This is a genomic window from Legionella steelei, assembly GCF_001468005.1.
GTDB lineage: Bacteria > Pseudomonadota > Gammaproteobacteria > Legionellales > Legionellaceae > Legionella > Legionella steelei.
Genome location: NZ_LNYY01000019.1, coordinates 2,117,549 through 2,143,125, shown reverse-complemented (window position 1 = coordinate 2,143,125; position 25,577 = coordinate 2,117,549). Strand labels below are relative to the sequence as shown.

Below are 25,577 nucleotides of genomic sequence, written 5' to 3'. Positions count from 1 at the left end.
CTAAAACAGCAGGGTTCTTAGCCCTGCTGATTCATATAGCAAGATTAACTGTTTTAATTCTTTTAAGGATAATATGATGTTTGCCAGAAAATATACCATACTTTTTCTTAGTCTCTGGGCTTTGTCTATCGCTCATGCAGGGATGGTAGAACGCTACATGCAAGAAAAACAAGCAGAAAATAAATCTTTAGTCACCGAAAAAACAATTCAGCTCGCTTACTTTAAACAATTGATTGACCATAATGATCCCGCCGCGGGTACCTTTTCACAACGCTACTACATCGATGAATCTTATGGTGCGACAGATGATTCACCAGTGTTCTTTTACATTTGCGGTGAAGCCGCATGCACGAAACGCGCTTTAAATGGGGCAATCAGAAATTATGCACAAAAATTTCATGCCAAATTGGTTGCCTTAGAACATCGATATTATGGTGAGAGTTTACCTTTCAATTCATTGTCAACTCAAAACTTACGTTTCTTAACCACCGAAGCCGCTTTAGATGATTTGGCATATTTCCAACGCCATTTCAAAAATGAAAAAAACTGGAATGGGAAATGGGTTGCATTTGGAGGCTCATACCCTGGTTCTTTATCGGCTTATTATCGTTTAAAATTCCCTTATTTGGTTGTAGGCGCTTTGGCCTCGTCCGCTCCCGTCATGGCAAAAGAAGATTTCATTGAATATGATGCCCATGTGACGCAAGTTGCGGGCTTACAATGCGCCAGTCAAATGCGTGAAGTGGTCAGTGAGGTGGAAGCCAGCCTAAATGATGCAGGGAAGTGGGCACAAATGAAATCACTATTTGATGCGGCAGCAGTTGACCATCCAGTTGATTTTTTATACTTGATTGCGGATACCGGTGCGGCTGCGGTGCAATATGGGATGCGCGATACTTTTTGTTCCAGCTTAGCGTCCAGTCCAACACCACTTCAAGGCTATGCTGAGTTCGCTAAAAAATTATATAAAGACATGCATGTCACTGCGGTAGAGATGACCGCACAAGGTGCTATGAGTGAAAATCCACGTGATTATAAAAATGGCTTGGGCATGCGCCAATGGTACTATCAATCCTGTAAAGAATACGGTTATTGGCAAAATGCCCATCCGAATCCAGCTCTGTCTACGCGTTCTTCATTAATTAATCTGGATTATCATCATCAAATCTGCCAACGCTTGTTTGGTCTCACGCAACCGGTTAACACAACCGAACTCAATAATACGCTGTACACTCCTCTAATGGATACTTTAACGTCTAATATCTATTTCACTAACGGAGAAAACGATCCTTGGTCTACGCTTTCTTTGGCGGAAAAAAATGGTAATGCGATTAATCCTAAATTGACTTATCAATTGATTGCAGGAGCGGCACATTGTGATGATTTACATAGCCCCTCTGTGCTTGACTCAGATTCTTTAAAAAGCGCTCGCAGCACGATGGAGTCATTGTTAGCTGAGTGGCTTAAGTAAATGCGCCTGGGTTGATAGCCCTTTATCCTTAGTCCTTCTCTCCAAGTGGGAGAAGGGAATCTAATATAAGTAAACCCGGTGGAGGATTCTTTTCACCACTACTTAGGCTGATTGGATGGACGCTCTTCGTCACCCTCACCTTTATCACTACTCAAACGTCCTTTCATAGCAGATTTAGGTATTCGCTCTAAAGCATTGCATTTGTCCAATGTATCAATAAAACAGGAAGGAGATAATGCCGCCACTTCTTCAGCAACAGGTAATTGCAACAAAGGAGAAGGGATATCCTTCACTCCTTTACTTTTCAACTCCTGCACCATCTGTACATTTAACTCCTTAATGGCAGCCATAGTACACATACCAACAAATGGAGAACAAATAAGGGTTACTGGGCTTTTATCTTCTGCTTGGAAAAGCTCTTGGGCTGAGGCATCCTGATGTACAATCCCTTGATGAATGGGACCTATGAGCTGTGCATCATGAATTTCACGTTGGATTAGCCCAAATTTATGCTCTAATTGCTGGAGCCAATCATCACCTAAATGTTTTTTTAAAAATTTTTTTGTTTCATCATGTCCAATTAACTTGTCCAATTTAATCCGATATTCCTCGCTATAGAGAAATTCAGACAAAATGAACTGATCTTTTTGCTGCTTTGCATGGAAAAACATAGGCGCCCCACTTTTTGTCGCTTTAATCTCAAAAACCGTCGTACTAGAAGAAAGATCCAAATTTTTAGAAAAGCCGGATTGTGATGCCCATTGTGCATCCTGATAAAGCTGAGACAAACGCGCGCTTTCCATAGTGATGCCAGAGGATTCAAACACAGCCAAATCATGAGTCAGAGAGGCTAAATCAGCTAACGCACCCAACTTGGCTAAGGTTATTTTGTCATGATCATCAAAATGAGTTTGATGCCAATATCTTGATTTAAACGTCAGATTTCTCAGCGTTCTAATCACAGCAAAACTGATCCCAGTATCGTGCTCTGTCAGCTTTCTCAACTCCATAATTTTTCCATTTAACTCCATATTACCAATCGCTTTTTCTAAAAAGGCAACAACCATCTCTTTTTCTCTGCCTGCTAATTCTAGGTCCGGCCGCGGGTTATCCGCTTGCATTAATCTATTCAGTAAAAATAATGCATCTAAATCGTTGCTGCTAAGTCCTGTTATTTGAATTATTTCTTCTCGAGTCATAAATCACCTGGTTAAGCATATGAAAAATAACGAAGCATTATTTCTTCGACTAAGTTGTCAACAAAGTTAATAAGTAAGTTAGGGAATAACTCATCATTGACGTTTTCTTGGGCCTGAAAAAGCAAATACTGTTGGGCAATAAAACTCACCATCTCACTAATACGCTCTGGCTTTGCCAAATAAAAAAAACAATCCGGTAATGCAATCAAAATTTTATTAATCAATTTCACCGCATCGGTATTTGAAATACCTAAAACCAGAGATATCGCTGAACTTGATCGGTATTTACTGTGCATGTTTGCTTCACAGTATTGATCTACAATCCTATAGATTTCTTTGGCAGATTGCTCTTTTCTTGGGTGCACAGGCTTCACTCCCATTCACTTGCCTTTTTTATATCCTAATAATCCAATTTTAGACCAATTTTTAGTAAAGTCCCGTTAATCAATAGATCACACAATTAAAATCTACCACTACGAAAGTCATCCATAGCTTGTATTATTTCTTCCTGGGTATTCATTACAAACGGCCCATGGCGGGTAATCGGTTCATGAATTCGAGCAGCAGCGATCAAGATGCATTGACTTGCGGTCTCACTTTTCAAAAGCAAAACATCGCCCGCACCAAGTTTGGCTACGGTATCATGTTGTACTAACTGCTCCCCGATACGTACAGTTCCTGAAATAACGAGAAGAATCGCTTGGTAATCCTTGGGGATATGTTGCTGTATACTTGCTTCAGGTGGTAAAACAATATCGAATAATAAGGGGTGCGTAGCAATGCCTGTAATCGGCGAAACGGTCCCCTTATCGGTCTGACCCGCAATTACCTTAATTTGCCCACCTGAATCATGTGTTTCCACTGGCAATTGAGTACCTTGCATTTCTTGATAACGAGGAGCGCGCATTTTCTCTGATGCAGGTAAATTTAACCACAACTGAAAACCATGTAATCGACCATTAGTGGAGGGCATTTCTGAATGCACAATTCCTTTACCAGCGGTCATCCATTGCACGTCTCCAGCCGCAATAGTTCCTTTATGCCCCTTATTATCTTCATGGGTTATACTACCGTCGAGCAAATAAGTAATTGTTTCAAAACCTCGATGAGGATGGGCAGGAAACCCTGCCATATAATCCAAAGGATCCGTGCTATTGAAATAATCGAGCAGAAGAAGAGGCTCAAAATCATTACTCCTCTCAATACCAATATAGCGATGTAATTTCACCCCAGCACCTTCGCGTACCAGGATACCTTTAATCAATCGCTCTACTTTAATTTCGCTCATGAATACGCTCCATGTTAGCTAACAAAAAACATTAATTTCCACATCACTGCTATATAGCATAGTCCAAAATTTATCAGGCGATATAAATATTAATCAAAGGCCTAAATCAATAGCCGCCCATTTAATGCACGAAGAAATTTTTTAACTCTCAACAAGCTCTCGCAATCTGCACTTAGCAACAAAATTAAGCCTTGCAAATAAATTTATTGCATCATACATTCAGCAAATGACCACATTGAATAATATTTAATTTGCGGCCACACAAAACATACGAAAACACAAAAAAAAATTAGCTCGAGGTGATGTGATCCCTGAAAACAACCACTTCTAGCCCTGTAGATTTGGTTGTGACAGAAAAAACAGAATCGTCTGCAGCGGTGAAATCTACTAAAAAATCTACGTTGCTCATCAGAAGTATTTTTAATCACCCTGTAGACGGGACTAAAGCAGAAATTCTGCCATCAACAGCACCTCCTAAACATATATTAATTTGATCTATATAAATTCATAGATTCCGTTTTTTGAACAAAAACTTTCTTGTGCTATGATCAAATAAAGGCCACGTTAATCAAATTTAACGCTGCCGCCCAAATTATTTCTCTTTCTAAAGTTTCTGGAGACACAAATGTGGAAAAAAGCAGATAAACTTGTACTCAGTCCTTTCGGCTCCACGGTTTTAAGCAATGTAAGCTCTTCTTATAGTGGTCGATTGGGTACCATTTTTAGCAGCACGTTTCGCGCTCGAGAGTTCGAGCAAACGCTTAAGTCAACCGTGCTTCTACCTGCTAAAAAGGCAAAGGTAGATCTCCCGACAATGCTTGAGGGCTTACCCAAAAGCGTCCCCCTTCATCGCGGCATGGCCGGACTTGAAGAGGTAGAAAGTATTGTAACCCATGGGAAATTTGGCGCGGGGAAATACACTAAAAGACCTGCTTCTTTAGATATTGCGGAATTTATAGATAAACCTAAGAGCAGCTTATTGCTTTCTACCTCTCCCGACCCACACACTGTTAGAGAATATATGATAGGGTTCCAGCTCATCACGGCAAAAGGCGCTATTGTCTCCATGGGCTTACCGGCCGTATTTATTCGCCCACAAACGGCACGACATGTCGATGTGGAATTGTTTGAACATTATCAGAAAGTCATCAATGCGGCGGTGGAATTAGGAAATCGGACCCAATACGAGAATATTTTTGATCTTGCTCATGGAAATAATGAAACCACTGTAATATTAGGTGCAACAAAACAGGATGATTGGCGTCCCCGATTTGATAGAGATATCCATAGCATCGTGCTAGTAGAAGGTGCAGGACGTATTTTGAGCGGCTTTACAAATGCCAATACTGTAGAAGCAACAACGATTGAGAATCCAGGATATTCTAAAAGACTCATGGCCATTGAAGTCTTCTCAACTGCTTCTGGTGAAGGGGCATTTTATGACAAATACCATAGAACGATGACGAAAAGATCTCAAGAATTAGGACTAATCGAAGGCGACCAAAGAATATTAACAATGAGTGATGCATCCGCTCTAATGAGCTCACCTAAATATCTTGAGCTGATGGAGCAGCATACAACAACCGGTGAAACCATGGTATTACAAAGTGTTCCAAGAGGTATTCCCATTGGCTCTGAAGAACTCATTGAGTATGTGGCCTTTTTAATTGAATCCAATCCTGAGAAAACACCAGTAATACCCACGGATACAACGAGCTCAGCACGTTATTCTTAGCCGCCAGTGTGGGGCTAAGAAGTTTTATCTATGAATTATAAGCCAACACGAATTGTCTGTTTTTTAGACAAAAGTTTCTCTGCTATGCTTAATGATGCTACTTAAAACTAATCATCGCTCACCATTCCTATGCAAAAATCGAGATCTTGCCTTGGTAAATAACTTTTTGCGACAGAACCCAAACCCAAATATCGTTTTCAACCCCCACTATGTTGGGGGCGGCGTTTTGCACATTCATAAATTAATCCGCCTGGCCTATTTTTAAACACAAATTTCTCTGCTATGCTTATAAAAAAAACAGTTTATTTAAAATAACTGCATTTAATTAAAATAAGCCGGAGGGCCAAATTATGCTAGGCAGAGTAACTCGACCTCTACGTGTACGCGTACCCCCATCCCCATGCCGCGCAGCGGTTTTAAAAGCGGTTACTCCCAAAGGACTTTTTGGAAAATCACCACATACAGCTACAGGGGGCGGTGCACACCATGCACATGGGGGCACACACCATGCACATGGGGGCACACATCATGCACATGGAGGCACACATCATGCACATGGGGGCACACATCATGCACATGGGGGCACACATCATGCACCTAAGGGCACACATCATGCACCTAAGGGCGCCCATCATGCACCTAAGGGCGCCCATCATCCACCTGCAGAAGTATCTGTAAAAACAGCAAAGATGGAATATGAGGAGTTATTAAAAAGTTTGCCCAGAGGACCATATATAGTTCATCGTGGGATGTCAGGATTTAAAGAGGTCGTAAATATTGCAACCGATGGACGATTTGGTGCAGGGCTCTATGCCAAAAGACCTTTTGATTTAGATATTGCTAAATACATACATGTCCCTAAGAGCTGTGCTTTATTTTCGATGTCACCTGATCCACACACGGTGAGAGAATATATGGTTGGATTTCAGCTCATCAGTGCGAAAGGAGCCATTGCCTCCACGTGTTTACCCTGTGTATATATTCGTCCGCAAACAGCACGACATGTCGATGTTGAAGCATTTCAATGTTATCAAAAGCTCCTTCATGGAGAACAGGATGTTGGGGACTTTAGACGAGTTGAGGACATTTTTGATCTTGCCCAGGGAAATAATGAAACAACGGCAATCTTAGGCGCAAGACCAGAAGATGACTGGCGCCTAAATTTTGATACCGATCTACATAGTATGGTCATTGTAGAGGGGGCTGCCGGACGCTTCTTGAAAGGATTTGCTAAAGCTGAGCAAGTACAGGCGACAACTATTGTCAATCCAAGCTTCTGTCAAAGAATGATGGCAATAGAGGTTGCATCAACTACCACGGGTGAGGGCGCCTACTTTCACAAACAATTTGACAAAATGAATAAACGAGCACGTGAATTAGAATTAATCGCACCCGACAGTAGAATTTTAGTACTCGCTGATGCCTCTACTTTAATGAGCTCTGCTGAATATCGTGCGCTTATTGAAGGGTATACAGCAACTGAAGAAACGATGGTATTGAAAAGTGTTCCCAAGGAGATTCCTATTGGCTCGCCAGCACTCCTTGAGTACGCTCGCTTTCTAATTGAATCCAATCCTAAAAAAGAACCTATAGCACCTGGCACTGGCGAAGCGCCGACATTATAAGCGTTCCGTCATAGATGAACTATCTAGCGAGCCTCCCGGTGGGCAGGAAATGTAGCCTGGGTGAAACGAAGTGGAAACCCAGGTTGCAGTCCTTCACCCTACACTCCAGATATTCTTTATCGCGTAGGAACCTGTTGTAACAGACAGGATTTTAATTAACGGATGAACACTTAATCCAGGTCAAAAACACTCTCCATCGAGGGTTCTTTTATAGCTCGATTAAGTCCTGGTTCTCCCTGCTTAAAATGTTTTCTACACGTTGATGAATACATATCATTACCGCCTATAATGACTTGATCTCCTTCAGTGATTACATCACCATGAGCATTTAAGCGTAAGTTCATCGTGGCTTTACGTCCACAATGACAAATGGTTTTGAGTTCAACAAGTTCATCCGCCCATGCTAAAAGATATTGGCTTCCTTCAAAGAGTTCTCCGCGAAAATCGGTACGCAAGCCATAGGCAAGCACAGGAATTCCAAGTTGATCGGTAATTTCTGTTAATTGATGAACTTGCGTACGGGTTAAAAACTGGGCTTCATCAACCAAAACACAGGCATATTCTTTCTCTTGTGCCATGACTTGCTGGTATAGATCATCATTTGGATTAAAAATCAAAGCTTGTTCGGAGAGTCCTATACGCGAATGTACTTCGCCGTGTTGATATCGATTATCAATTGATGGCGCAAATAACAAAGTGTTCATTCCGCGTTCGCGATAATTATAACTTGATTGCAGGAGTACCGTACTTTTCCCAGCATTCATTGCAGCAAAATAAAAATAGAGTTTGGCCATAGGATTTTAGTTTTTTTGAAATACGATCATCATACCTAAACCATCCCTCTATGATCTACTATGTTGGTCCCAATTCATTAATGCGCGATTAAATACGAGCGATTTTGCATTTTTTGATGTAGTATGAAAAAATATTTTTTCCTATGAGCACTTACCATAGAATGGAATAGCTTTCGAAATATGAGATAACTATGAACTTCAAAATAAAAAATTTATTTGTCGCATTTATCTTAATGAGCATCACATCTATAAGCCAGGCAGATGTGCTGCTTAAAGATACCCTAGGCAACACAATTCCTTTTTCATCTCTAAAAGGGAAGTGGGTGCTTATTAATTATTGGGCCGGTTGGTGTAAAACCTGTATTGATGAAATCCCCGAATTGAACCGTTTTTATCAAAAGCATGAGCAAGATTCCGTTGTGTTATTTGCTGTAAATTACGATGGGCTCCCAGTACATCAACAAAAGAAACTCATTCAAAAATTCAATATCCAGTACCCCTCACTCGCTTCAGATCCAGCACTTGCTTTAGGATTAGGTGATATTATTGGTGTGCCGGTTACCTTTGTGATTAATCCCCAAGGTGAGCTCGTTGATACGCTCTATGGCGGCCAAGATATTAAAACCTTAGACACGGTAATAAAAAAGACTTAAATCATTGTATTTTGGATCTTATAGCCTGGGCTCCGCTGCGCGGCCAGGCTACAAAGCTATTCCGTTCGCGAGGGCGTATTCTCTGCAAACAAACGTTGTTTTTGTTCTTTAGTGATGCGAATTTGTAACAACCAATCACCGTGCTCATCATGCGATTCATTTAAAACAGAACCTAATGCATAAAGTTGTGCGCGCAATTTTGCCTGTGTCGCTTTAAGCACTACATGCTCAATAAGAACAGCCCCATGTAATTGGGTGCTAATTGCTTCTTTGAGTAAATCCAGCCCCAGATTGGACGCAGCAGAGATCCATACTTTACATTTCTCTTCCTGATAATCCACCTTAGGCTCATACCCTTCTTTTAAGTCAATTTTATTGAATACCAGAATGACAGGAATATCATGTACTCCTAACTCATCTAAAACCTGTTGCACTGAAAAAACGTTGTCTCGCCAATGCGGATCAGAAATATCGATCACGTGCAGCAATAAATCCGCCTGCTGTGTCTCTTCCAAAGTTGCCCGAAATGCTTCGACCAATTGATGGGGCAAATCACGAATAAATCCCACGGTATCAGTTAAAATCACGGAGGAAGAACCCGGTAAATTAAGTTGGCGCATCGTAGGATCTAAAGTAGCAAACAACTGATCCGCCACATAAATGCTTTCACCAGTCAACACATTAAATAAAGTGGATTTCCCCGCATTGGTATAACCAACTAAAGACACCGTGAGCAAAGAGGCTTTGCGTCTCGCCTGGCGGTTTTGATCACGATTGCTACGTACTTTTTCCAAGCGTTTATTAATGTATTTGATGCGTTCTCGCAGTAAACGACGGTCTGTTTCCAATTGAGTTTCACCGGGGCCTCGTAGTCCAATCCCTCCTTTTTGGCGCTCCAAATGCGTCCAGCCTCGGATTAGGCGCGTTGATAAATGCTGCAATTGAGCCAACTCAACTTGCAATTTTCCCTCAAACGTACGTGCACGCTGGGCAAATATATCGAGAATCAAACCACTTCGGTCAACCACACGGCATTCAAATAAACGCTCCAGATTTCGTTCTTGTGAGGGGGATAATTCATGATTGACGAGAACCAACTCTGCATCAAGTGTTTTAACAAGCTGTGCAATCTCCTCTGCTTTACCTTTACCGAGATAATATTTAGCATCTGGGGTTGCACGTGTACCTAAAACACAATCCAAAATCTCCGCATTCGCGGAAAGCGCTAACTCTTCAAATTCTTGCAATGCTTTATCTGCATCAACTCCCGGTAGTGCTAATTGCACCAATACTGCACGCTCACCGCCTTGAGGACGTTCAAACACTAACTTATTCTCCGAAAAAATATGTTTTTATTAGAGCCTAATTACATTTCTACTATTCTGGCAAAACTGTACCCCGTCATCCCGAGCATAGCGAGGGATCTCGCATCACAACACAGTGTAAGCGCGTAGAAACCCCTATTTATAAGGCTAAAAACTACAGAAGCCAGTTTATGTCAAAAGAAGAAAAAAAACACTATAGTTAGAATAGATGAGCCCCAAATGTTGGTCTGTTGAAACAAAAACGCGATGACCATTGAGGTGATTCTGAGAAAGATCTATTTCCATCCAGCCCAATTAACGCCTTCATCAATTTTGAGTCAATATGAACTATCTATGATGATTAATAGCTAGTATAGCCCATCGTGGTTCATGATGTGCTACCCTTCGGCAAAGACCACATAAACAAGCCCGAGTGCAGCAAAAAACAACGCCTATTGATTTTCTGCAAACCACACTCAGGCCTATAATAGAATTCCACTGCTTCTAACTCTCCACAGCTCCATCGTTTCCAGAGTTTTCGTCTTCAGCCGGCATTTTTATTGCACGTGATGGCACAACCGTAGAAATCGCATGCTTATAAACCATTTGTGTAATTGAGTTTTTCAGCATGACCACATACTGATCAAAAGAATCCACAATACCGTGCAATTTAATTCCATTGACCAAAAAAATTGATACAGGCACCTTTTCTTTGCGTAATTCATTTAAAAAGGGGTCTTGTAGTAAATGAGTTTTAGACATTGCCCACTCCTTATTGTTATTGTATTTTTTTAAGGCAAAACATGCATCTGATCAGTTATTCGACACTTTTTCGTAAAACTTTAGATTAATTTCATGACAGTTCGATTTTAATCCGTTAAAATAGTGTGCAAATTTAACTCTGTAGTCGATAAAAGGAATTTCGGTTATGCCGAAAGAGGACAAAGGAGATAATGCTTATATTTTTTGGGAGAAACTCCTTTGTATAATTGTTCAGTACCTTTCTCACCTTAATTAAGGAGGATTAAATGGTATTTACTTATAAAGAAATAATTGCACTAGAAAATCCCTATGAGCAGCTGAGCGATGATGATGCCCTAGCTGAGAACGCAAAAGTGCTTAATGCATTAAGCACTAAAGAACAATTGGCGCTTGCAACTAAGATAATTGCTGCTTGTCCGGAATCAAAATTCAAACAATACAGTAACCACATTAAAGCTTTAGACAACTTCGCTAAAAATGGGGGAACGTTCCACGAGGTACTCCGCACAGCGCATCTGGTAAGACAGCATATCAATTCGTTACATGATTTGCGCAATAAATCACCACATGCTTTATTTCTAGCAAAAGAATTTGACCCTGCACCTTTTCATCGCTTTAGCGATCTGGCCACACAGGTATTAGAAAGTAATGAGTCAGCTATTGCCGAACGATTAGCCTTGTGTACGCCAGAAAAGGAACGCAGCAAAATCGCGCATACTCTAAGTACGGTATTTCCTAAGAGTATTCTCGCAGCAAAAATTCAGCTTGCGTTTACGTTGCGTCGAAATATAGAGACATTGTTATTAAGTGACAATCCAGAGAAATTTTTTACCAGCCGCGATTATAAAGCTGAAACCTGCAAAACGTTCGTCAATATGTTCAGTACCTTATTACAAGGTCATGAAACATCCATTGCAGGAAAGTTGTCTACTTTAGAATCTACTCACCAAGCATCAATCCAACATGAATTAGAGCTCCTACACTCTGAAGCATTTGATGAAACCAATCCGTTTAGAGTTATTGCCGATTCTATTAGTGCCAAAGAAAGTACTGAGACAAAGAAAACCGGTTCTCAAGCCAGCAATCCAAGTGGCTTTTTATATAAAAAATCGCCAACACCTCTCCTACGTGTAAAATCGCTGCCTTTAGAAGAATTTGAATCAGGTAGTGATGCTGATGATGAGCTTTCTCAAGGTAAAACGCCTGAGAATAAAGAGGAAGAAGAATATCTTGAAGACTCACCCTCTTTCACGCCACATTAAACTGAAACACACCCGCCCTTACTTTGTAAGGGCACTTTATTTTGATCCTTAATTTCAAGAGAGATATTAATGACGCATGAAAAACTTACTGTTGCATTAGTGCAAGAAAAATGGCATGAAAACCCCAAAGAACATCAAGACAAACTGGCGTCCGGAATTACTGCCGCGGCACAACAAGGAGCAGCCCTTGTTTGTTTGCAAGAGCTGACACTAAGCCCTTATTTCTGTACTCGCCCAGATGTTGATCCCACCCCATTTATGGAAGATATCCATACCGGCCCTACAACTCAGTTTGTCAGTAAAATGGCAAAAGCGTATAATGTGAGCATCACCGCTTCACTCTTTGAAAAAGCAGGTTACAATACTGCCGTGGCTTATAACAATAAAGGTGAGCTTATTGCCATAACCCGCAAGCAGCACATTCCTAGCGGGGAAAAATACCATGAGAATTTCTACTTTAAACCTGGAGACTCTGATTACCCAGTCCACCAAATTGCAGGACATAAATTGGGTTTGCCGACCTGCTATGATCAATGGTTTTCAGAATTGTCACGAATTTATGGTTTAAAAGGCACCGAAATTTTGGTTTATCCCACTGCAATTGGCGGCGAACCAACTGCTCCTGAAGTCAATACACAACCTATGTGGCAAAAAGTTATGGTTGCCCAGGGAATCATGAGTAATACATTTATCATTGCAGCCAACAGAATTGGTTGTGAAGACGGATTAGAGTTTTATGGTAGCAGCTTCATAAGTACACCTATGGGAGAAGTTTTAGCACAAGCATCTCGAGACAAACCTGCCGTATTAGTCGCCGAATTAGACTTTGGGCAACGCGCATTATGGGGAAGATTGTTTCCTTTTGCACAGCAGCGAGAGCCTTCTACCTACCATGACCTTGTAAAACCACGTTAAGTCCTTTGGAATATCGATATATGAACAACAGTGCACTACATGAAGAAAATTTATATAACATCAACAACTGGGGTGAGGGATACTTCAGTATTAACCCCCGAGGGAATATTGAAATAAGCAAAGCACCAGGTAAACCAGGTGTTGAGCTACAGGCTATTGTTAATGAGGCGAGCAGAACAGGACTCCATTTGCCGCTGCTCATTCGTTGTTCTGATATTTTACATGACCGCGTGCATCGCATTTACGAAGCATTCACGCAAGCCATAGCAGAAAATGACTATACAGGGCAATATAAGCTGGTTTACCCCATTAAAGTAAACCAAGAACAAAGTGTTGTGCGTGAACTATTGAAATCACCCAATCATACGATAGGGCTAGAAGCCGGTTCAAAACCCGAGCTCATGGCGGTAATTGGCATGCTGAGTAATCACCAACACGGCACCATTGTTTGTAATGGTTATAAAGACAGTTATTACATACGTACAGCCTTAATTGCCCAGCAAATGGGACATAAGGTCTTCATTGTTGTTGAAAAAATATCCGAGTTGGACATTATTTTAAAAGAGTCTGCGCGCTTAAAAGTAAAACCAACTCTAGGGGTTCGTATCCGTTTAATCACGAAAAGTGCCGGCAAATGGGAGCACACTGGTGGTGTCAAATCCAAGTTTGGTCTTACTGCAAAACAAGTGCTCGAGTTGGTGAATCAATTAAAAGCCCATAATATGCTCGATTGCCTACAACTCATGCATTGTCATTTGGGCTCACAAATTGCCAACATTCACGATATTCGCCATTGCATGCAGGAAGTATCTCGATACTATGTCGAGTTACGGCAATTAAATGCGCCCATAGATACCATTGACGTGGGTGGTGGACTCAGTGTGGATTATGAAGGAACGCATTCAAATCAAGGCTGCTCTATGAATTACAGCATCCATGAATATGCCACCCACATTCTTCTCGCCATTCAATATCTTTGCCAGGAAGCCAATGTTCCTGAGCCCAACATTATTTCAGAATCAGGAAGAGCATTAACGGCTCACCATGCGGTTTTAATTTCTGATATTAGTGATATAGAAATAATGAATAAATCACCGTCTCTTCCGGAAATTACTGAAGAAGACTCACATGTGATTCGTGATATATATGACACATATCACTCAATAACTGCAAGTGCACCTATTGAGATATACAACTATGCAGAACATTCTTTGAATGAAGCACATTCTTTGTTTAAGCATGGGGTTATTAGTTTGCAGGAGAAGGCGAAAGTAGAAGCATTCTATACCAATATATGTCTGGAACTTAAAGAACGCCTCAACGAGGAAAATCCCACTGAAGAAACTTTATTGGCAAAAATTAATGAAGATATGGCCGTTAAAGTATTTTGCAATATTTCATTTTTTCAATCGATTCCTGATGCTTGGGCTATAGGGCAAATCTTTCCGATCGCGCCGATTTCACAGCTTACACAAACACCGGCAATGCACAGTGTTTTGCAAGATTTAACCTGCGATTCAGATGGTACTATTAAAGAATATCTTGGTAGTTCTTGTGTGAACTCGACGCTAATGCTGCCACAGTATGATGATAACAAACCATATTCATTAGGATTTTTCTTGGTAGGTGCATACCAAGAGATCCTAGGTAATTTGCATAATTTATTTGGCGATACCAATTCCTTAGACGTCAAGCTCTCTGACGATGGGCAGTTTGAACTTAATGATTTGGTTAGTGGCGATACCGTGACTAACGTTCTGAATCTCGCTCATTTTGATACCAAAAAATTAGTGCAATCCTATGAGAAGCAATTAATCCATGCGGAATTACCTAAGGAAACTGCACTTTTGTATTTGAATGAATTAAGAAGCATTTTTTCTCAATTAACCTATTTAGATGAACATGTTCGGAGATAATAAGATGACACCAAAACAAAGCGGATTTTTTATGCCTGCTGAGTGGCATCCTCATGAGCGCTGTTGGATGGCATGGCCTTGTCATCTCGACACTTGGTCTAAAGTCGGCCTGCAAAAAGCACGTGTAGCTTATGCGCGGGTTGCACATGCCATAGCGCAATATGAGCCGGTAACTATGTTAGTCAATCCCGGGGATGAAGAATCAGCCAAAAACCTATGTGGTGATGAAATTTCATTGTTTACTCTGGCAATTAATGACTCATGGACCCGAGATACAGGGCCTACTTTTTTGTTAAACCAGCAGCAACAATTGGCTGGGGTTGATTGGATTCATAATGCTTGGGGTGGCAACTATAAAGATTGTGCGCTGGATAACCAAATTGCGGCAGCCATCTTGAAGCGAACCCACGCCGTGGCCTTTTCAGCACCTTTAGTTATGGAAGGTGGCTCATTTCATGTAGATGGTGAAGGAACCGTGCTCACCTCACGCGAATGCTTGCTTAATGAGAATCGCAATCCTCAACTCAGTCAACAAGAAATTGAACATTATTTGTATGATTTTCTTGGTGCTCAAAAAATTATCTGGTTAAACAAGGGCTTATTAGGGGATGAAACAGATGGACATATTGATGAAATCGCCTGTTTTATTGCACCAGGAAAAGTACTTTGTCTTATCACGCATGATAAGGAAGACCCTAACTACGCAACCTTGCATGAAAACCTGGAAATTCTTAAATCAACAACTGATGCTAAAGGACGAAAGTTAGAGGTGTACACGGTAGAACAACCACCAGCAACCTATCTTGATGGAGAACGGTTGACCTTATCCTATATTAATTTTTATTTAGCAAATAAAGGAATTGTCATGCCTGCTTTTGGTTATGAACAGCATGACAAAGCTGCCTACCAATTATTCACGCAGCTATATCCTGATTATCATATTACACAAATTGATGCGCTGGATGTGTTTGCTGGAGGTGGTGGAATTCATTGCATTACACAACAGGAGCCTAAGACAACGCACGCTTCTCTTTGAGATATTTCTTACGCATTGTTGCTCTATCTGCGCAATGACAACAACAGCCAAAAGGCTATACTGTAACTCAAAGGGATGACACGGATTCGTCTGACAGGAAGTCAAACTAAGGGACAAGTACATGGGATGTACTTCGCTGCAAGGATGCAGCACACTAAACGCTTAATGTATCTTATTTCTCCATAAGAAAAAATCTCTCTTCCTGCCATGGCTGGTGCGAAGAGAGATCCCCTATTCTAAGCATTGTTGTGGCGTCCGAGAATTTGCAATTTATTACTTATTGCTAGGCCAAGGCTCAACCTACGATGCTCCCAAGAATAACAGCGTCTTGAAGGATTATGATAATTCTAAGCTCTCCTAGGGTTTAAACGGTGCGGTAATTTCTTCTGCTTCCCGTACAGAAAACTCCCGAACATATTTTCCTTTAAAGTCCCCAAACACACCACTAAAATGCCCTTCAAATCTGCGTGGTTGAAATAAGGTTCCGGCAATAAGATGGCTTTTCGCGATGAGTTCTTGTGCATTGGGTGAAGGTTTTTTGTCCTCTAGCGAACCAACCTGTTGTGCCGCTAGTTTTTGTTCGACTTCAACGATAATTTCATCAGCCGCAGCATCTAAAATAAGATTTTGCCCATCAGCTCCATCTCTATTTTCATTGATAACAAATACATCTGCCCCCATAGAGCTACTGGCCGTATATTTTAGGAAGCCAGGGCCAACATTTTTTTGTTCCTGCGCTGTACTCTCTTCACGCTTTCGTTCGCGCTCTTTCATATCGCGCTTGATACGACGCTCAATGATATCTAAATAATTGTCAGTTGCGACATTTGCGGTGACGACAGGCAGCTCAGATGACCAGTAGTGCTTATAGAAATATTGCGCAAATATCCCCTCTAGAATAATCACATCAGATGGATGCACCGTCTCTTCACCGATACGTTTGTTCGTTTTGAAATCAAAAATAGGTTTAGTGATTGATAGGCCCTCATGCAATGCAACAATATGCTGTTTTAATAAATCTAAGTGCAGCATATCCGGTGTATCAAAATTAGTTTTTTTACGAAATTCCGCAATATCAACACCTACTGGAATTTCACGATAATAATCATCCATATTTAATATTTGTGCGCTTGTTCCAGCTTGTTTTAATTTTGTTAATAAATGTTGGGATAACCCTGTCTTTCCGGAGCCTGATGCTCCACCAATAACTACAAAAATCATATTCGCCTCAAAGATATGTCAAATTTAGATTCACAAAGCGTGCGGATTATACATATATGTTGTTGGGTACTCAATCAAAAACTCGTACCGATTCAAGACATGCGTCATGGAAACGCCACAAAATGATTACAGCTTGTATCGAGTTAAAATAACGTTTTTAAGAAGAACAGCTTTTGGTTGAGTCTTAAGCTCAACCAAAAGTGGATTTACTTATTGAAGTGATGGAATCTTTATCAGTTGGTAATTTGGTAAATCTGGGATCAAGCTACCAAGCTCTGGAGAGCCTAAACCTGTTACATAATCATAGCCATCTTGTGCTGTACAGTAATAACCGCAAGTTCCATTACTTCCAGTATTAATGTCGTTAAAATTATAATAGTAATTTCCAGTACTTGGATTACCCGCAGCATAAACTAAGTTAGCGAAGCTACCGCCGTAGACGACAGCATTCATGGAGTTAGCCACTGCAACAATTGCTGCCCACTGTGGTGCCCCTGCGCTTGTGCCCCCTACCACCGACCAACCGACACCGCCATCACCTGGAACTGAACTGTACACTGAAAATCCAGTCTCTGGATCAGCATTATATGCTACATCAGGAACTCCGCGCATGTTGTTGGCTTGGGGGATAGGCAGATTTTTTTGACTATCTGGCCAAGCTTCCACCGTACTTACTCCACCACCACTTCCCGACCATGCAGCTTCACCCTGATAATTCCCGTATGAGTCCACATATAAAGTAGTTCCCCCAACAGCCAAAACATATGGGGAAGCCGCAGGATAAATTGTTCCTGCACCACTGTCGCCAGAAGAGGCAGTAAAGGTTACGTTTGGATTATTAAATATAGCGTCATAGGAGGTTTGTCCAGCAAACTCACCAGCACCCCAACTCATTGAAACAACTGTAGCACCGCTATTTACCGCAACTTGTACTGCTTTGAATAAATTATCCATGCTGTCATCTGCTGCTTCGACCAAAATAATTTTAGCAGCAGGAGCCATGGCGTGCGCCCACTCCACATCCAGAGCGATCTCGCCCGCCCATCCAGCATCGGTCTTTGGTTTTTTACCGCTTGCATAAATCTTTTTAAAGCATCCATTTGCAGTAGTACATGCAGGTAAACCAAATTGTTTTGAAAATACACGCAAGTCCGCCTCAATCTTAGGATCATCAAATGCATCTACAATGGCAATAACTTGTCCTTGGCCTTGAGCACTAATTGAATTAAACCCGTAGGCTACACTGACCTGATTTGGTGTTAATCCTGAAGGCAAGAAATGGGGGGTATTTGGTTTATAGTGGATGGGATGATGTGCTAACCCTGGAGCTTTCGGTAGTGCATAAGCCTGGAGGCTCAATAAAGCTAAAACAACTGGTGTAACTAGAAGTTTAAATGGCAACCCATTCAATTTTAATTTCATAACGTTTCCTTTATATAGTTAAATCCTTTACAACCATAAAGCGCAACGATGTTAGCTGAGTACAAAACAGCAGTGTAGTTACTTAAATTACTTCATTATATTGACTCGGTTTGAAAGAGGCCTTTACATTCTAAACTGTACGGCTAGTAGGTATTTTCTAGTGATAGATATCCTGTCATAGGTGATATCATTTGTCCAGAAATGTTTTAAAGAATCATATGTGTTTGATTTAAAATAATTTTTCTTTTTAAAAGGTGTTTTTGCTCACGGTTTACTTTGAGGGGTGGATGTTGCATGATCATTCAAGTCGAATGATCATGCAAGATGCTTTATACGTCTATATTTTCTGCTTCTAAAGCATTACTTTCGATAAACTCTCTTCGAGGCTCAACATTATCACCCATTAACGTGGTAAAAATAGCATCTGCCGCAACCGCATCTTCAATGCTCACTTGCAGCATTCGCCGCACAGCTGGATCCATTGTTGTCTCCCAGAGTTGATCGGGGTTCATTTCTCCCAGACCTTTATAACGCTGAATAGTCTGGCCTCTTTTCGCTTCATCCATTAACCAGCCTAATGCCTGCTCAAAATTTTCGACAACTAACTCTTTATCGCCGCGTTTGATATAAGCTCCTTCTTCCACCAAACTTGCTAACTTAGAGCCTAGATTAACTAACTCTTTATAGTCTTTAGAAGAGAAGAACTCTACATTCATCGGGATGTAGTTTTGCATTCCATGCTGGGTAACAATTATTCTAGGTATAAACTGATTGCTATCCTCGAGTGAGTGAACCTCAACCTGATATTGCTCTGTCTTACTTCCAAGTTGTTGCAGGCTCAAATGCAATTGTTTGCACCAACTTGCAATTTTTTCTTGCTGACTAAAATCTTCGTTCTGCAATATGGGTAAGTAGGCTACACGCTTCAAAATATCACTTGGATATCTTCTTTTATAGCGTTTGATAATCTTCTCAGCGCGACGATACTGGTGAACCAGCTCTTCCAAAGCCATAGCAGTAATTGGTGGAATATCTTTTCCAGGATAGAAAGCTGCACCATCCAAAGCACTTTGTGTTAAATATTCAAACAAGGCCTCATCATCTTTCACATACTGCTCTTGTTTTCCGCGCTTCACTTTATACAATGGTGGTTGTGCGATATAAATATAACCGCGCTCCAACAACTCCGTTGTCTGCCTGTAGAAGAAAGTAAGAAGCAGCGTTCTGATATGCGATCCATCCACATCGGCATCAGTCATAATGATGATACGATGATAACGTACTTTATCTGGATCATATTCATCAGGTCCTATACCGCAACCTAATGCAGTAATTAGTGTAGCAACCTCTTGCGATGAAAGCATTTTATCAAAACGTGCTTTTTCAACGTTTAATATTTTTCCCTTGAGCGGTAAAATCGCTTGGAATTTTCTATCTCGCCCTTGTTTTGCCGAGCCTCCTGCTGAGTCTCCCTCTACGAGATAGAGTTCTGATAAAGCAGGGTCTTTTTCTTGGCAGTCTGCAAGCTTTCCAGGCAAGCCAGCGATATCTAAGGCGCCCTTACGCCTTGTCATTTCTCGAGCACGTCGCGCTGCCTCTCGCGCGCGCGCTGCATCAATGATTTTACCAACAATGGCTTTTGCACAGGATGGATTTTCCAGGAGGAAATCATTAAATTTTTCGGCAACACCAGATTCAACAACCGCTTTTACTTCAGAAGAAACAAGTTTATCTTTTGTCTGTGAAGAGAATTTAGGATCGGGTACTTTTACAGAAAGTACTGCCGTTAATCCTTCACGAGCGTCATCTCCCGTTGGTGATACTTTAGCTTTTTTAGCGTACCCTTCACTCTCGATGTAATTATTTAGAGTTCGGGTTAAGGCGGCTCTGAAACCAGCCATATGTGTTCCGCCATCGCGCTGCGGAATATTATTTGTGAAGCAATAAAGAGTTTCTTGATAAGAGTCATTCCACTGCATTGAGAGTTCAACAACAATGTTATCTTTTTCAGTGATCATGGAAAAAACGGTCGGAATAATGACGTTTTTATTTTTATTGAGATGCTCTACAAACGCTGTTATTCCACCCTCATAATGGAAAGTATCTTGTCTTTGTGAGCGCTCATCATATAAGTGAATACACACACCGGAGTTTAAATAAGATAACTCTCTTAGCCGTTTTGCTAAAATATCGTAGTGAAATTCAATATTAGAGAAAGTTTCAGCACTCGGTTTGAACCAAATTTGCGTTCCGGTGGTAGTTGCATCACCTGTTTCTGCCATAGGCGCGTCTGGAACCCCATGCCGATAGTGTTGCTCATGTACTCTCCCATTTCGACGCACCGTCATATGCAATTCTTCGGATAACGCATTAACTACTGACACGCCCACACCATGTAGTCCACCAGATACCTTATAGGAGTTATCATCAAACTTACCCCCGGCATGCAGAACCGTCATGATTACTTCGGCAGCAGATTTCCCTTCTTCTTTATGAATATCTACGGGAATTCCTCGTCCATCATCCTTAACTGTGATTGATTCATCAGAATGGATGGTTACAAAAATCTCTTTGCAATAGCCCGCCAGTGCTTCATCTATAGAGTTATCTACAACCTCAAAAACCATGTGGTGCAGACCGGTGCCATCATCAGTATCACCGATATACATTCCCGGTCGCTTTCTTACTGCATCTAAACCCTTTAGGACTTTAATATTATTTGAATCGTAACTGGCATCAACGCTCATTAGGTGGCCTCTTAACACTTTTATGGTGTTCTATTCTAAATGCTTAATCATAGCATATTTTGTGCTACGTTTATATGTCATCAAGAATCTTTACATGAATATGAACGATGCTAAGCGAAATTAGTTATTTGCTGCACTTTAAACGTGGATTTTCTGTTTTTTATTCACTTTAGGCTGGCATTTTTCTTTTTTTGTTTCACGTGGAACATTTATTATTGTTTTAACCTAAAAAGTAATTGTGTAGCGAAATCCGGACATGTCAGCGCCTTAGATTTACCCGGGCCCTGCTACGCAGTACTCAGGCTAGGTAACTATATTTTCTAGGTTTAAGATACCTTCATTAATACGAACGATTGAATGCTCTTGTTTACTAATTATGGCCACTAGCGATGCTGGATAGGCTGTAGAAGTAATGACATATTGCCCAGCCCTTTTTGTCAAATAAGCCATTAGTTTACTTTGATGCTCCTCATCAAGTTCTGCAGGTAGATCGTCAATCAAATAGAGGCAATCTTGTTGGAGCAAGTTTGCCTGAGCCAAACGCAATGCAAATAAAATAATTTTTTGTTGGCCACGTGATAAGACTTGTTTGGCTTTGTTTTCATGGACCTCAATCAAAATATCTGCTTGGTGCGCACCAAATTGCGTGTAAGTTTTTTGATTGTCACTGATAAAACTTTCTTTTAATATGTGCTCTAGGTCCTTTCCAAGATTTTTTTTATCCCAACCTTTATAATAAACTATCTTACAAGCAAGTGTACTTAGCTCTTTGAGTACATCGCTAAATGCATGCTCCCATTGTGCAAAGTACTCTTCTCTAAGCAAATGCAGCTGGCTTGCTAATTGGCTTAATTGTTTATCCCAGGGGATAAAATGCTCATAAGCAGCATGCTGCCGCAAAAGAGCATTACGCTGTTTCAGCACTCTTTTATATTCTTTCCAAAGCGCAAGATAATTATGTTTCACGTGAAACAATCCCCAATCCAATAGGCTGCGGCGTATTGAAGGTCCTGCATCGATAATTTGAAAGATATCGGAATAAAAAACCTGACAAGGTAAAGCATAGGCCAATTGGCTAGTGGTAGAACAAAATTGATTATTCAGTTTAATTTGCGTTGGCTCAGAATAAGATTTTTGAATACTGATTGTTTCTTGTTGTTGTGCGCGTGCAAAAACCGTCAGTGAAGGTTGTTCATAGGAGATAATTGGCGAGATTTCGCGAGAGCGGAATGAATGGCCGCAACTTAAAAGGTATAGACCTTCGAGAATGGATGTTTTACCACTTCCATTTGGCCCACAGATAAAATTAAATCTGGGGCTTAAAGCAAGATGCACTGATGAAAGATTACGTAGATGATGAATTTTTAATTCAGAGAGGATCATATCTTCATAGGCATAATAATGTATTGATAATTATCATCATCTAATGATTCAATTAAAATACTACTGTCCGTATTCGATAAAGATAAACGGATTTGTCCGTCCCCAAAATGTGAAAGCACATCAAGCAAGTATGTGGCATTCAAACCAATTTTTAATTCATCCCCCTGAGTTTCGGCAATTAAAGACTCAACCGCTTCTTCTTGTTCATTGTTGTTCGCAATTAAAGTGAGCATACCAGCTTGTAGATGCAACATTACTGCTCGTGATTTTTCATGCGCCAAAATAACGATTCGAGACAATGAGCGTTTAAACACAGAACAATCAATAATGATCTGTTTATCCTGATTTTTGGGAATTGCTTTATTATAAGGCGGAAAACGTGCCTCAATTAATTTCGATAAAAACACAAACTGACGCGACACTAATTTAAAATGTGATTTACCTGCCGCTAATAAAACTTCCTCATCTTCAATGCTATTAAGAAGTCGTAGCAGCTCTTGAATCCCTTTTTTGGGTAGCAATAGTTTTTTTTCATTAGAATTAGCGCACTGATGACGACAAATCGCCATTCGGTGCCCATCCGTCGCAACGGCAGAAATAAGATTAGGTTCAAAATCAAGAAATAAACCATTAAGGAATACACGCACATCTTGTTGTGCCATTGCAAAATGAGTCGATTGCAACAACTTGAGTAAAACCAAACGAGGAATAGTTAACTCAACTTCATTGCACTCATCCTCACTAAGAGGGTAACTATCCGCAGGTAAAGTTGCAAGCTTAAACGAACTACGTCCTTGCTTAATGGTTAGAAGACTATTATTCACAATTACATTAGGACTGGCTTCATCGTCTAAAGAACGAATAATATCAATAAATTTTTTAGCAGGTACCGTAATACTTCCAGTCTGTTCTCCAGATTCACAGGCAACTTGGGCGGAGATTTCAATTTCTAAATCGGTAGCAGTAATTGTCAATAAGCCCTCGGCTAATTTAAAATAAAAATTTGACAAAATAGCTAAAGATTGTTTTTTATCCACAGCACCAGCTACTGTAAGTATTGGGGCAAGTAAGTCCTCTTTTTTAATCGCGAATTCAAACAAGATAGAACTCCATATTCACCTAAAATAACGAAAAAGTAATCGCGCACAACCTCGTTATCTTGAGGAGTTTAACGACAAAGGATCACTTGAGAGATCCTTCTATTTTACCATAATGCTCATACCACACGTCTGGAAATCCTCACCAAGTTCGGGATGAGTTTTCAACAAACGATCTCATCTCATCAAGAAGACAAAATACGCATTAAATTTTTATAATCTTCAGCAAAATCACTATCGTCCTGAATCAACTCTCTAACCTTTCTGCATGCATGAATAACCGTTGTATGATCACGGCCACCAAAATGATCACCAATTTCTGGCAAACTGTGATTGGTTAGCTCTTTACTTAACGCCATAGCCATTTGCCTAGGCCTTGCAATAGAACGGCTACGTCGCTTTGACAATATATCTGCCACCTTGACCTTATAATACTCAGCAACCGTCTTTTGAATATTTTCGATAGTAACCAATTTATCCTGTAGGGCCAAAAGATCACGTAAAGCTTCATGCACAAACTCAATAGTAATTGGCTTTCCCGTAAAATGCGCATTAGCAATAACACGGCGTAATGCACCTTCTAGCTCTCTAACGTTGGAGCGAATCCGTTTGGCAATAAAGAACGCGACCTCATAAGGCAATTCTATATTCGACTGTTCGGCCTTACTGATTAAAATAGCAACTCGTGTTTCAAGCTCTGGTGGCTCAACGGCAACAGTTAATCCCCAGCCAAAGCGAGATTTTAAACGCTCTTCCATCCCTTCAATTTCTTTAGGATAACGATCACTTGTTAAAATAATTTGCTGTTGCCCTTCCAATAAGGCATTAAAGGTATGGAAAAACTCCTCTTGCGATCGGTCTTTCCCCGCAAAAAACTGTATGTCATCAATAAGCAAAGCATTTAATGAACGATAGAAACGTTTAAACTCATTGATTGAATTAGTCTGAATTGCCTTAACCATATCGGCAACAAACCGCTCAGAATGCAGATAAAGAATTTTGGCATCCGGATTATTCTTTAAGATAGAGTTACCTATAGCATGCATCAGATGTGTCTTTCCTAAACCCACTCCTCCATATATGAATAAAGGATTGTATGCATCACCAGGTCGCTCCGCTACTTGCATGGAGGCCGCTCGAGCAAGCTGGTTAGAGTTACCTTCAACAAAACTCTCAAAAACAAATTTTTTATTCAAGTGGCTGCTCTTATAATCAACCGCTTTTTTAGGTGCCGCCTTAATCGCTGCAGCGCTTGTTGGCGCCGAGGGTTTTGTTTCAGTTGTAAATGAACCTGAAGAACTTGAATCAGAGTCAGTGCTGGAAGTCTTGCTACCAATTTCAATAGAAATTGATTTAATCTCATCACCGCAAAATTGTTTAATCAATTCTTCAATTCGAGAAAAGAAATGCTTTTTTACCCAATCAACAACAAATCGGTTCGGTGCAAATAAAATGAAACGTTGCTCATCTGTATGAGCCTGTAAAGGACGCAGCCAGGTATTAAATTGTTGAGCAGAATACTCATCTTGTAACAGTCCTAAACATTTTTGCCAAACAGATGCTGACACAACATAACTCCTCATCAAAGAAGGGTGGTAAAAAGAATATTAAAACTAATTATCCACAGCATTTAAATATGCCACTGAAAGTACTTGGTCAGCAAGATAATTAAGCATGAAATTACTTCGCATGAAGTAAAGAAGTAGAAACTTCTTCAGTTCACTAAGGTGCAGCTGCAAGCAAATTA

At 40.6% G+C, this 25,577-nt stretch carries 20 protein-coding genes; 8 read left to right on the top strand and 12 right to left on the bottom strand.

The window, feature by feature from the left end:
- Positions 1 to 73 precede the first annotated feature (73 nt).
- Positions 74 to 1,471, top strand: coding sequence for a S28 family serine protease (locus Lste_RS13435; RefSeq protein WP_157070750.1), 1,398 nt, complete (start codon positions 74 to 76; stop codon positions 1,469 to 1,471).
- Between the two features lie 98 nt (positions 1,472 to 1,569).
- On the opposite strand, the gene Lste_RS13430 is transcribed toward Lste_RS13435, so the two are convergent.
- The 3 genes from Lste_RS13430 to Lste_RS13420 all read right to left on the bottom strand — a co-directional run bounded on the left by Lste_RS13430 (position 1,570) and on the right by Lste_RS13420 (position 3,958).
- A complete protein-coding gene (locus Lste_RS13430; protein ID WP_068310943.1) occupies positions 1,570 to 2,670 on the bottom strand; it encodes a hypothetical protein in 1,101 nt (366 codons plus the stop codon).
- 11 nt (positions 2,671 to 2,681) lie between these two features.
- Positions 2,682 to 3,050: a hypothetical protein gene (locus Lste_RS13425; RefSeq protein WP_237760486.1), complete on the bottom strand. Its 369-nt coding sequence runs from the start codon at positions 3,048 to 3,050 to the stop codon at positions 2,682 to 2,684.
- An 80-nt stretch (positions 3,051 to 3,130) separates the two neighbouring features.
- Positions 3,131 to 3,958, bottom strand: coding sequence for a pirin family protein (locus Lste_RS13420; RefSeq protein ID WP_058511426.1), 828 nt, complete (start codon positions 3,956 to 3,958; stop codon positions 3,131 to 3,133).
- Positions 3,959 to 4,583: 625 nt separating this feature from the next.
- Between Lste_RS13420 and Lste_RS13415 the strand changes: the two genes are divergently transcribed.
- Together Lste_RS13415 and Lste_RS13410 are read left to right on the top strand one after the other, a co-directional pair.
- Positions 4,584 to 5,693: a hypothetical protein gene (locus Lste_RS13415; protein WP_058511425.1), complete on the top strand. Its 1,110-nt coding sequence runs from the start codon at positions 4,584 to 4,586 to the stop codon at positions 5,691 to 5,693.
- A gap of 350 nt (positions 5,694 to 6,043) precedes the next feature.
- Complete coding sequence (locus Lste_RS13410; RefSeq protein ID WP_058511424.1) at positions 6,044 to 7,318, top strand: hypothetical protein; 1,275 nt, start codon at positions 6,044 to 6,046, stop codon at positions 7,316 to 7,318.
- 170 nt (positions 7,319 to 7,488) lie between these two features.
- Here the strand turns inward: Lste_RS13410 and Lste_RS13405 are convergent, their stop codons facing one another.
- Positions 7,489 to 8,112 carry a thymidine kinase gene (locus Lste_RS13405; RefSeq protein ID WP_058511423.1) on the bottom strand — a complete coding sequence of 208 codons (624 nt, stop codon included), beginning with the start codon at positions 8,110 to 8,112 and terminating at the stop codon, positions 7,489 to 7,491.
- 191 nt (positions 8,113 to 8,303) lie between these two features.
- Here Lste_RS13405 and Lste_RS13400 point away from each other — a divergent pair, with 191 nt between their 5' ends.
- The gene (locus Lste_RS13400; RefSeq protein WP_058511422.1) at positions 8,304 to 8,765 is read left to right on the top strand and encodes a TlpA disulfide reductase family protein; all 462 of its coding nucleotides are present in this window, start codon (positions 8,304 to 8,306) and stop codon (positions 8,763 to 8,765) included.
- A gap of 56 nt (positions 8,766 to 8,821) precedes the next feature.
- Here Lste_RS13400 and hflX read toward each other — a convergent pair whose 3' ends face one another.
- Positions 8,822 to 10,090: a ribosome rescue GTPase HflX gene (hflX, locus tag Lste_RS13395; protein WP_058511421.1), complete on the bottom strand. Its 1,269-nt coding sequence runs from the start codon at positions 10,088 to 10,090 to the stop codon at positions 8,822 to 8,824.
- A 483-nt stretch (positions 10,091 to 10,573) separates the two neighbouring features.
- A complete protein-coding gene (gene hfq / locus Lste_RS13390; protein ID WP_058511420.1) occupies positions 10,574 to 10,831 on the bottom strand; it encodes an RNA chaperone Hfq in 258 nt (85 codons plus the stop codon).
- Between the two features lie 266 nt (positions 10,832 to 11,097).
- Here hfq and Lste_RS13385 point away from each other — a divergent pair, with 266 nt between their 5' ends.
- The 4 genes from Lste_RS13385 to Lste_RS13370 all read left to right on the top strand — a co-directional run bounded on the left by Lste_RS13385 (position 11,098) and on the right by Lste_RS13370 (position 15,960).
- On the top strand, positions 11,098 to 12,093 hold the full coding sequence (locus Lste_RS13385; RefSeq protein WP_068310940.1) for a lpg0008 family Dot/Icm T4SS effector: 996 nt from the start codon (positions 11,098 to 11,100) through the stop codon (positions 12,091 to 12,093).
- A gap of 69 nt (positions 12,094 to 12,162) precedes the next feature.
- Positions 12,163 to 13,008 (top strand): carbon-nitrogen hydrolase, encoded by an 846-nt coding sequence (locus tag Lste_RS13380; RefSeq protein ID WP_058511419.1) that lies wholly within the window; start codon positions 12,163 to 12,165, stop codon positions 13,006 to 13,008.
- 20 nt (positions 13,009 to 13,028) lie between these two features.
- Positions 13,029 to 14,924 (top strand): biosynthetic arginine decarboxylase, encoded by a 1,896-nt coding sequence (speA, locus tag Lste_RS13375; RefSeq protein ID WP_058511418.1) that lies wholly within the window; start codon positions 13,029 to 13,031, stop codon positions 14,922 to 14,924.
- Between the two features lie 4 nt (positions 14,925 to 14,928).
- A complete protein-coding gene (locus Lste_RS13370) occupies positions 14,929 to 15,960 on the top strand; it encodes an agmatine deiminase family protein (protein WP_058511417.1) in 1,032 nt (343 codons plus the stop codon).
- Between the two features lie 357 nt (positions 15,961 to 16,317).
- Here the strand turns inward: Lste_RS13370 and Lste_RS13365 are convergent, their stop codons facing one another.
- The 6 genes from Lste_RS13365 to dnaA all read right to left on the bottom strand — a co-directional run bounded on the left by Lste_RS13365 (position 16,318) and on the right by dnaA (position 25,398).
- Positions 16,318 to 17,181, bottom strand: coding sequence for a uridine kinase family protein (locus Lste_RS13365; RefSeq protein ID WP_058511416.1), 864 nt, complete (start codon positions 17,179 to 17,181; stop codon positions 16,318 to 16,320).
- A 210-nt stretch (positions 17,182 to 17,391) separates the two neighbouring features.
- The gene (locus Lste_RS13360) at positions 17,392 to 18,603 is read right to left on the bottom strand and encodes a S53 family peptidase (RefSeq protein ID WP_058511415.1); all 1,212 of its coding nucleotides are present in this window, start codon (positions 18,601 to 18,603) and stop codon (positions 17,392 to 17,394) included.
- Between the two features lie 329 nt (positions 18,604 to 18,932).
- Entirely contained in the window at positions 18,933 to 21,350 is a 2,418-nt protein-coding gene (gene gyrB / locus Lste_RS13355) for a DNA topoisomerase (ATP-hydrolyzing) subunit B (RefSeq protein ID WP_058511414.1), read from the bottom strand.
- A 303-nt stretch (positions 21,351 to 21,653) separates the two neighbouring features.
- A complete protein-coding gene (recF, locus tag Lste_RS13350; protein WP_058511413.1) occupies positions 21,654 to 22,733 on the bottom strand; it encodes a DNA replication/repair protein RecF in 1,080 nt (359 codons plus the stop codon).
- On the bottom strand, positions 22,730 to 23,833 hold the full coding sequence (gene dnaN, locus Lste_RS13345) for a DNA polymerase III subunit beta (RefSeq protein WP_058511412.1): 1,104 nt from the start codon (positions 23,831 to 23,833) through the stop codon (positions 22,730 to 22,732). The genes recF and dnaN overlap by 4 nt, the downstream gene beginning before the upstream one ends.
- A 182-nt stretch (positions 23,834 to 24,015) precedes the next feature.
- The gene (gene dnaA / locus Lste_RS13340; protein WP_058511411.1) at positions 24,016 to 25,398 is read right to left on the bottom strand and encodes a chromosomal replication initiator protein DnaA; all 1,383 of its coding nucleotides are present in this window, start codon (positions 25,396 to 25,398) and stop codon (positions 24,016 to 24,018) included.
- Positions 25,399 to 25,577: the final 179 nt, after the last annotated feature.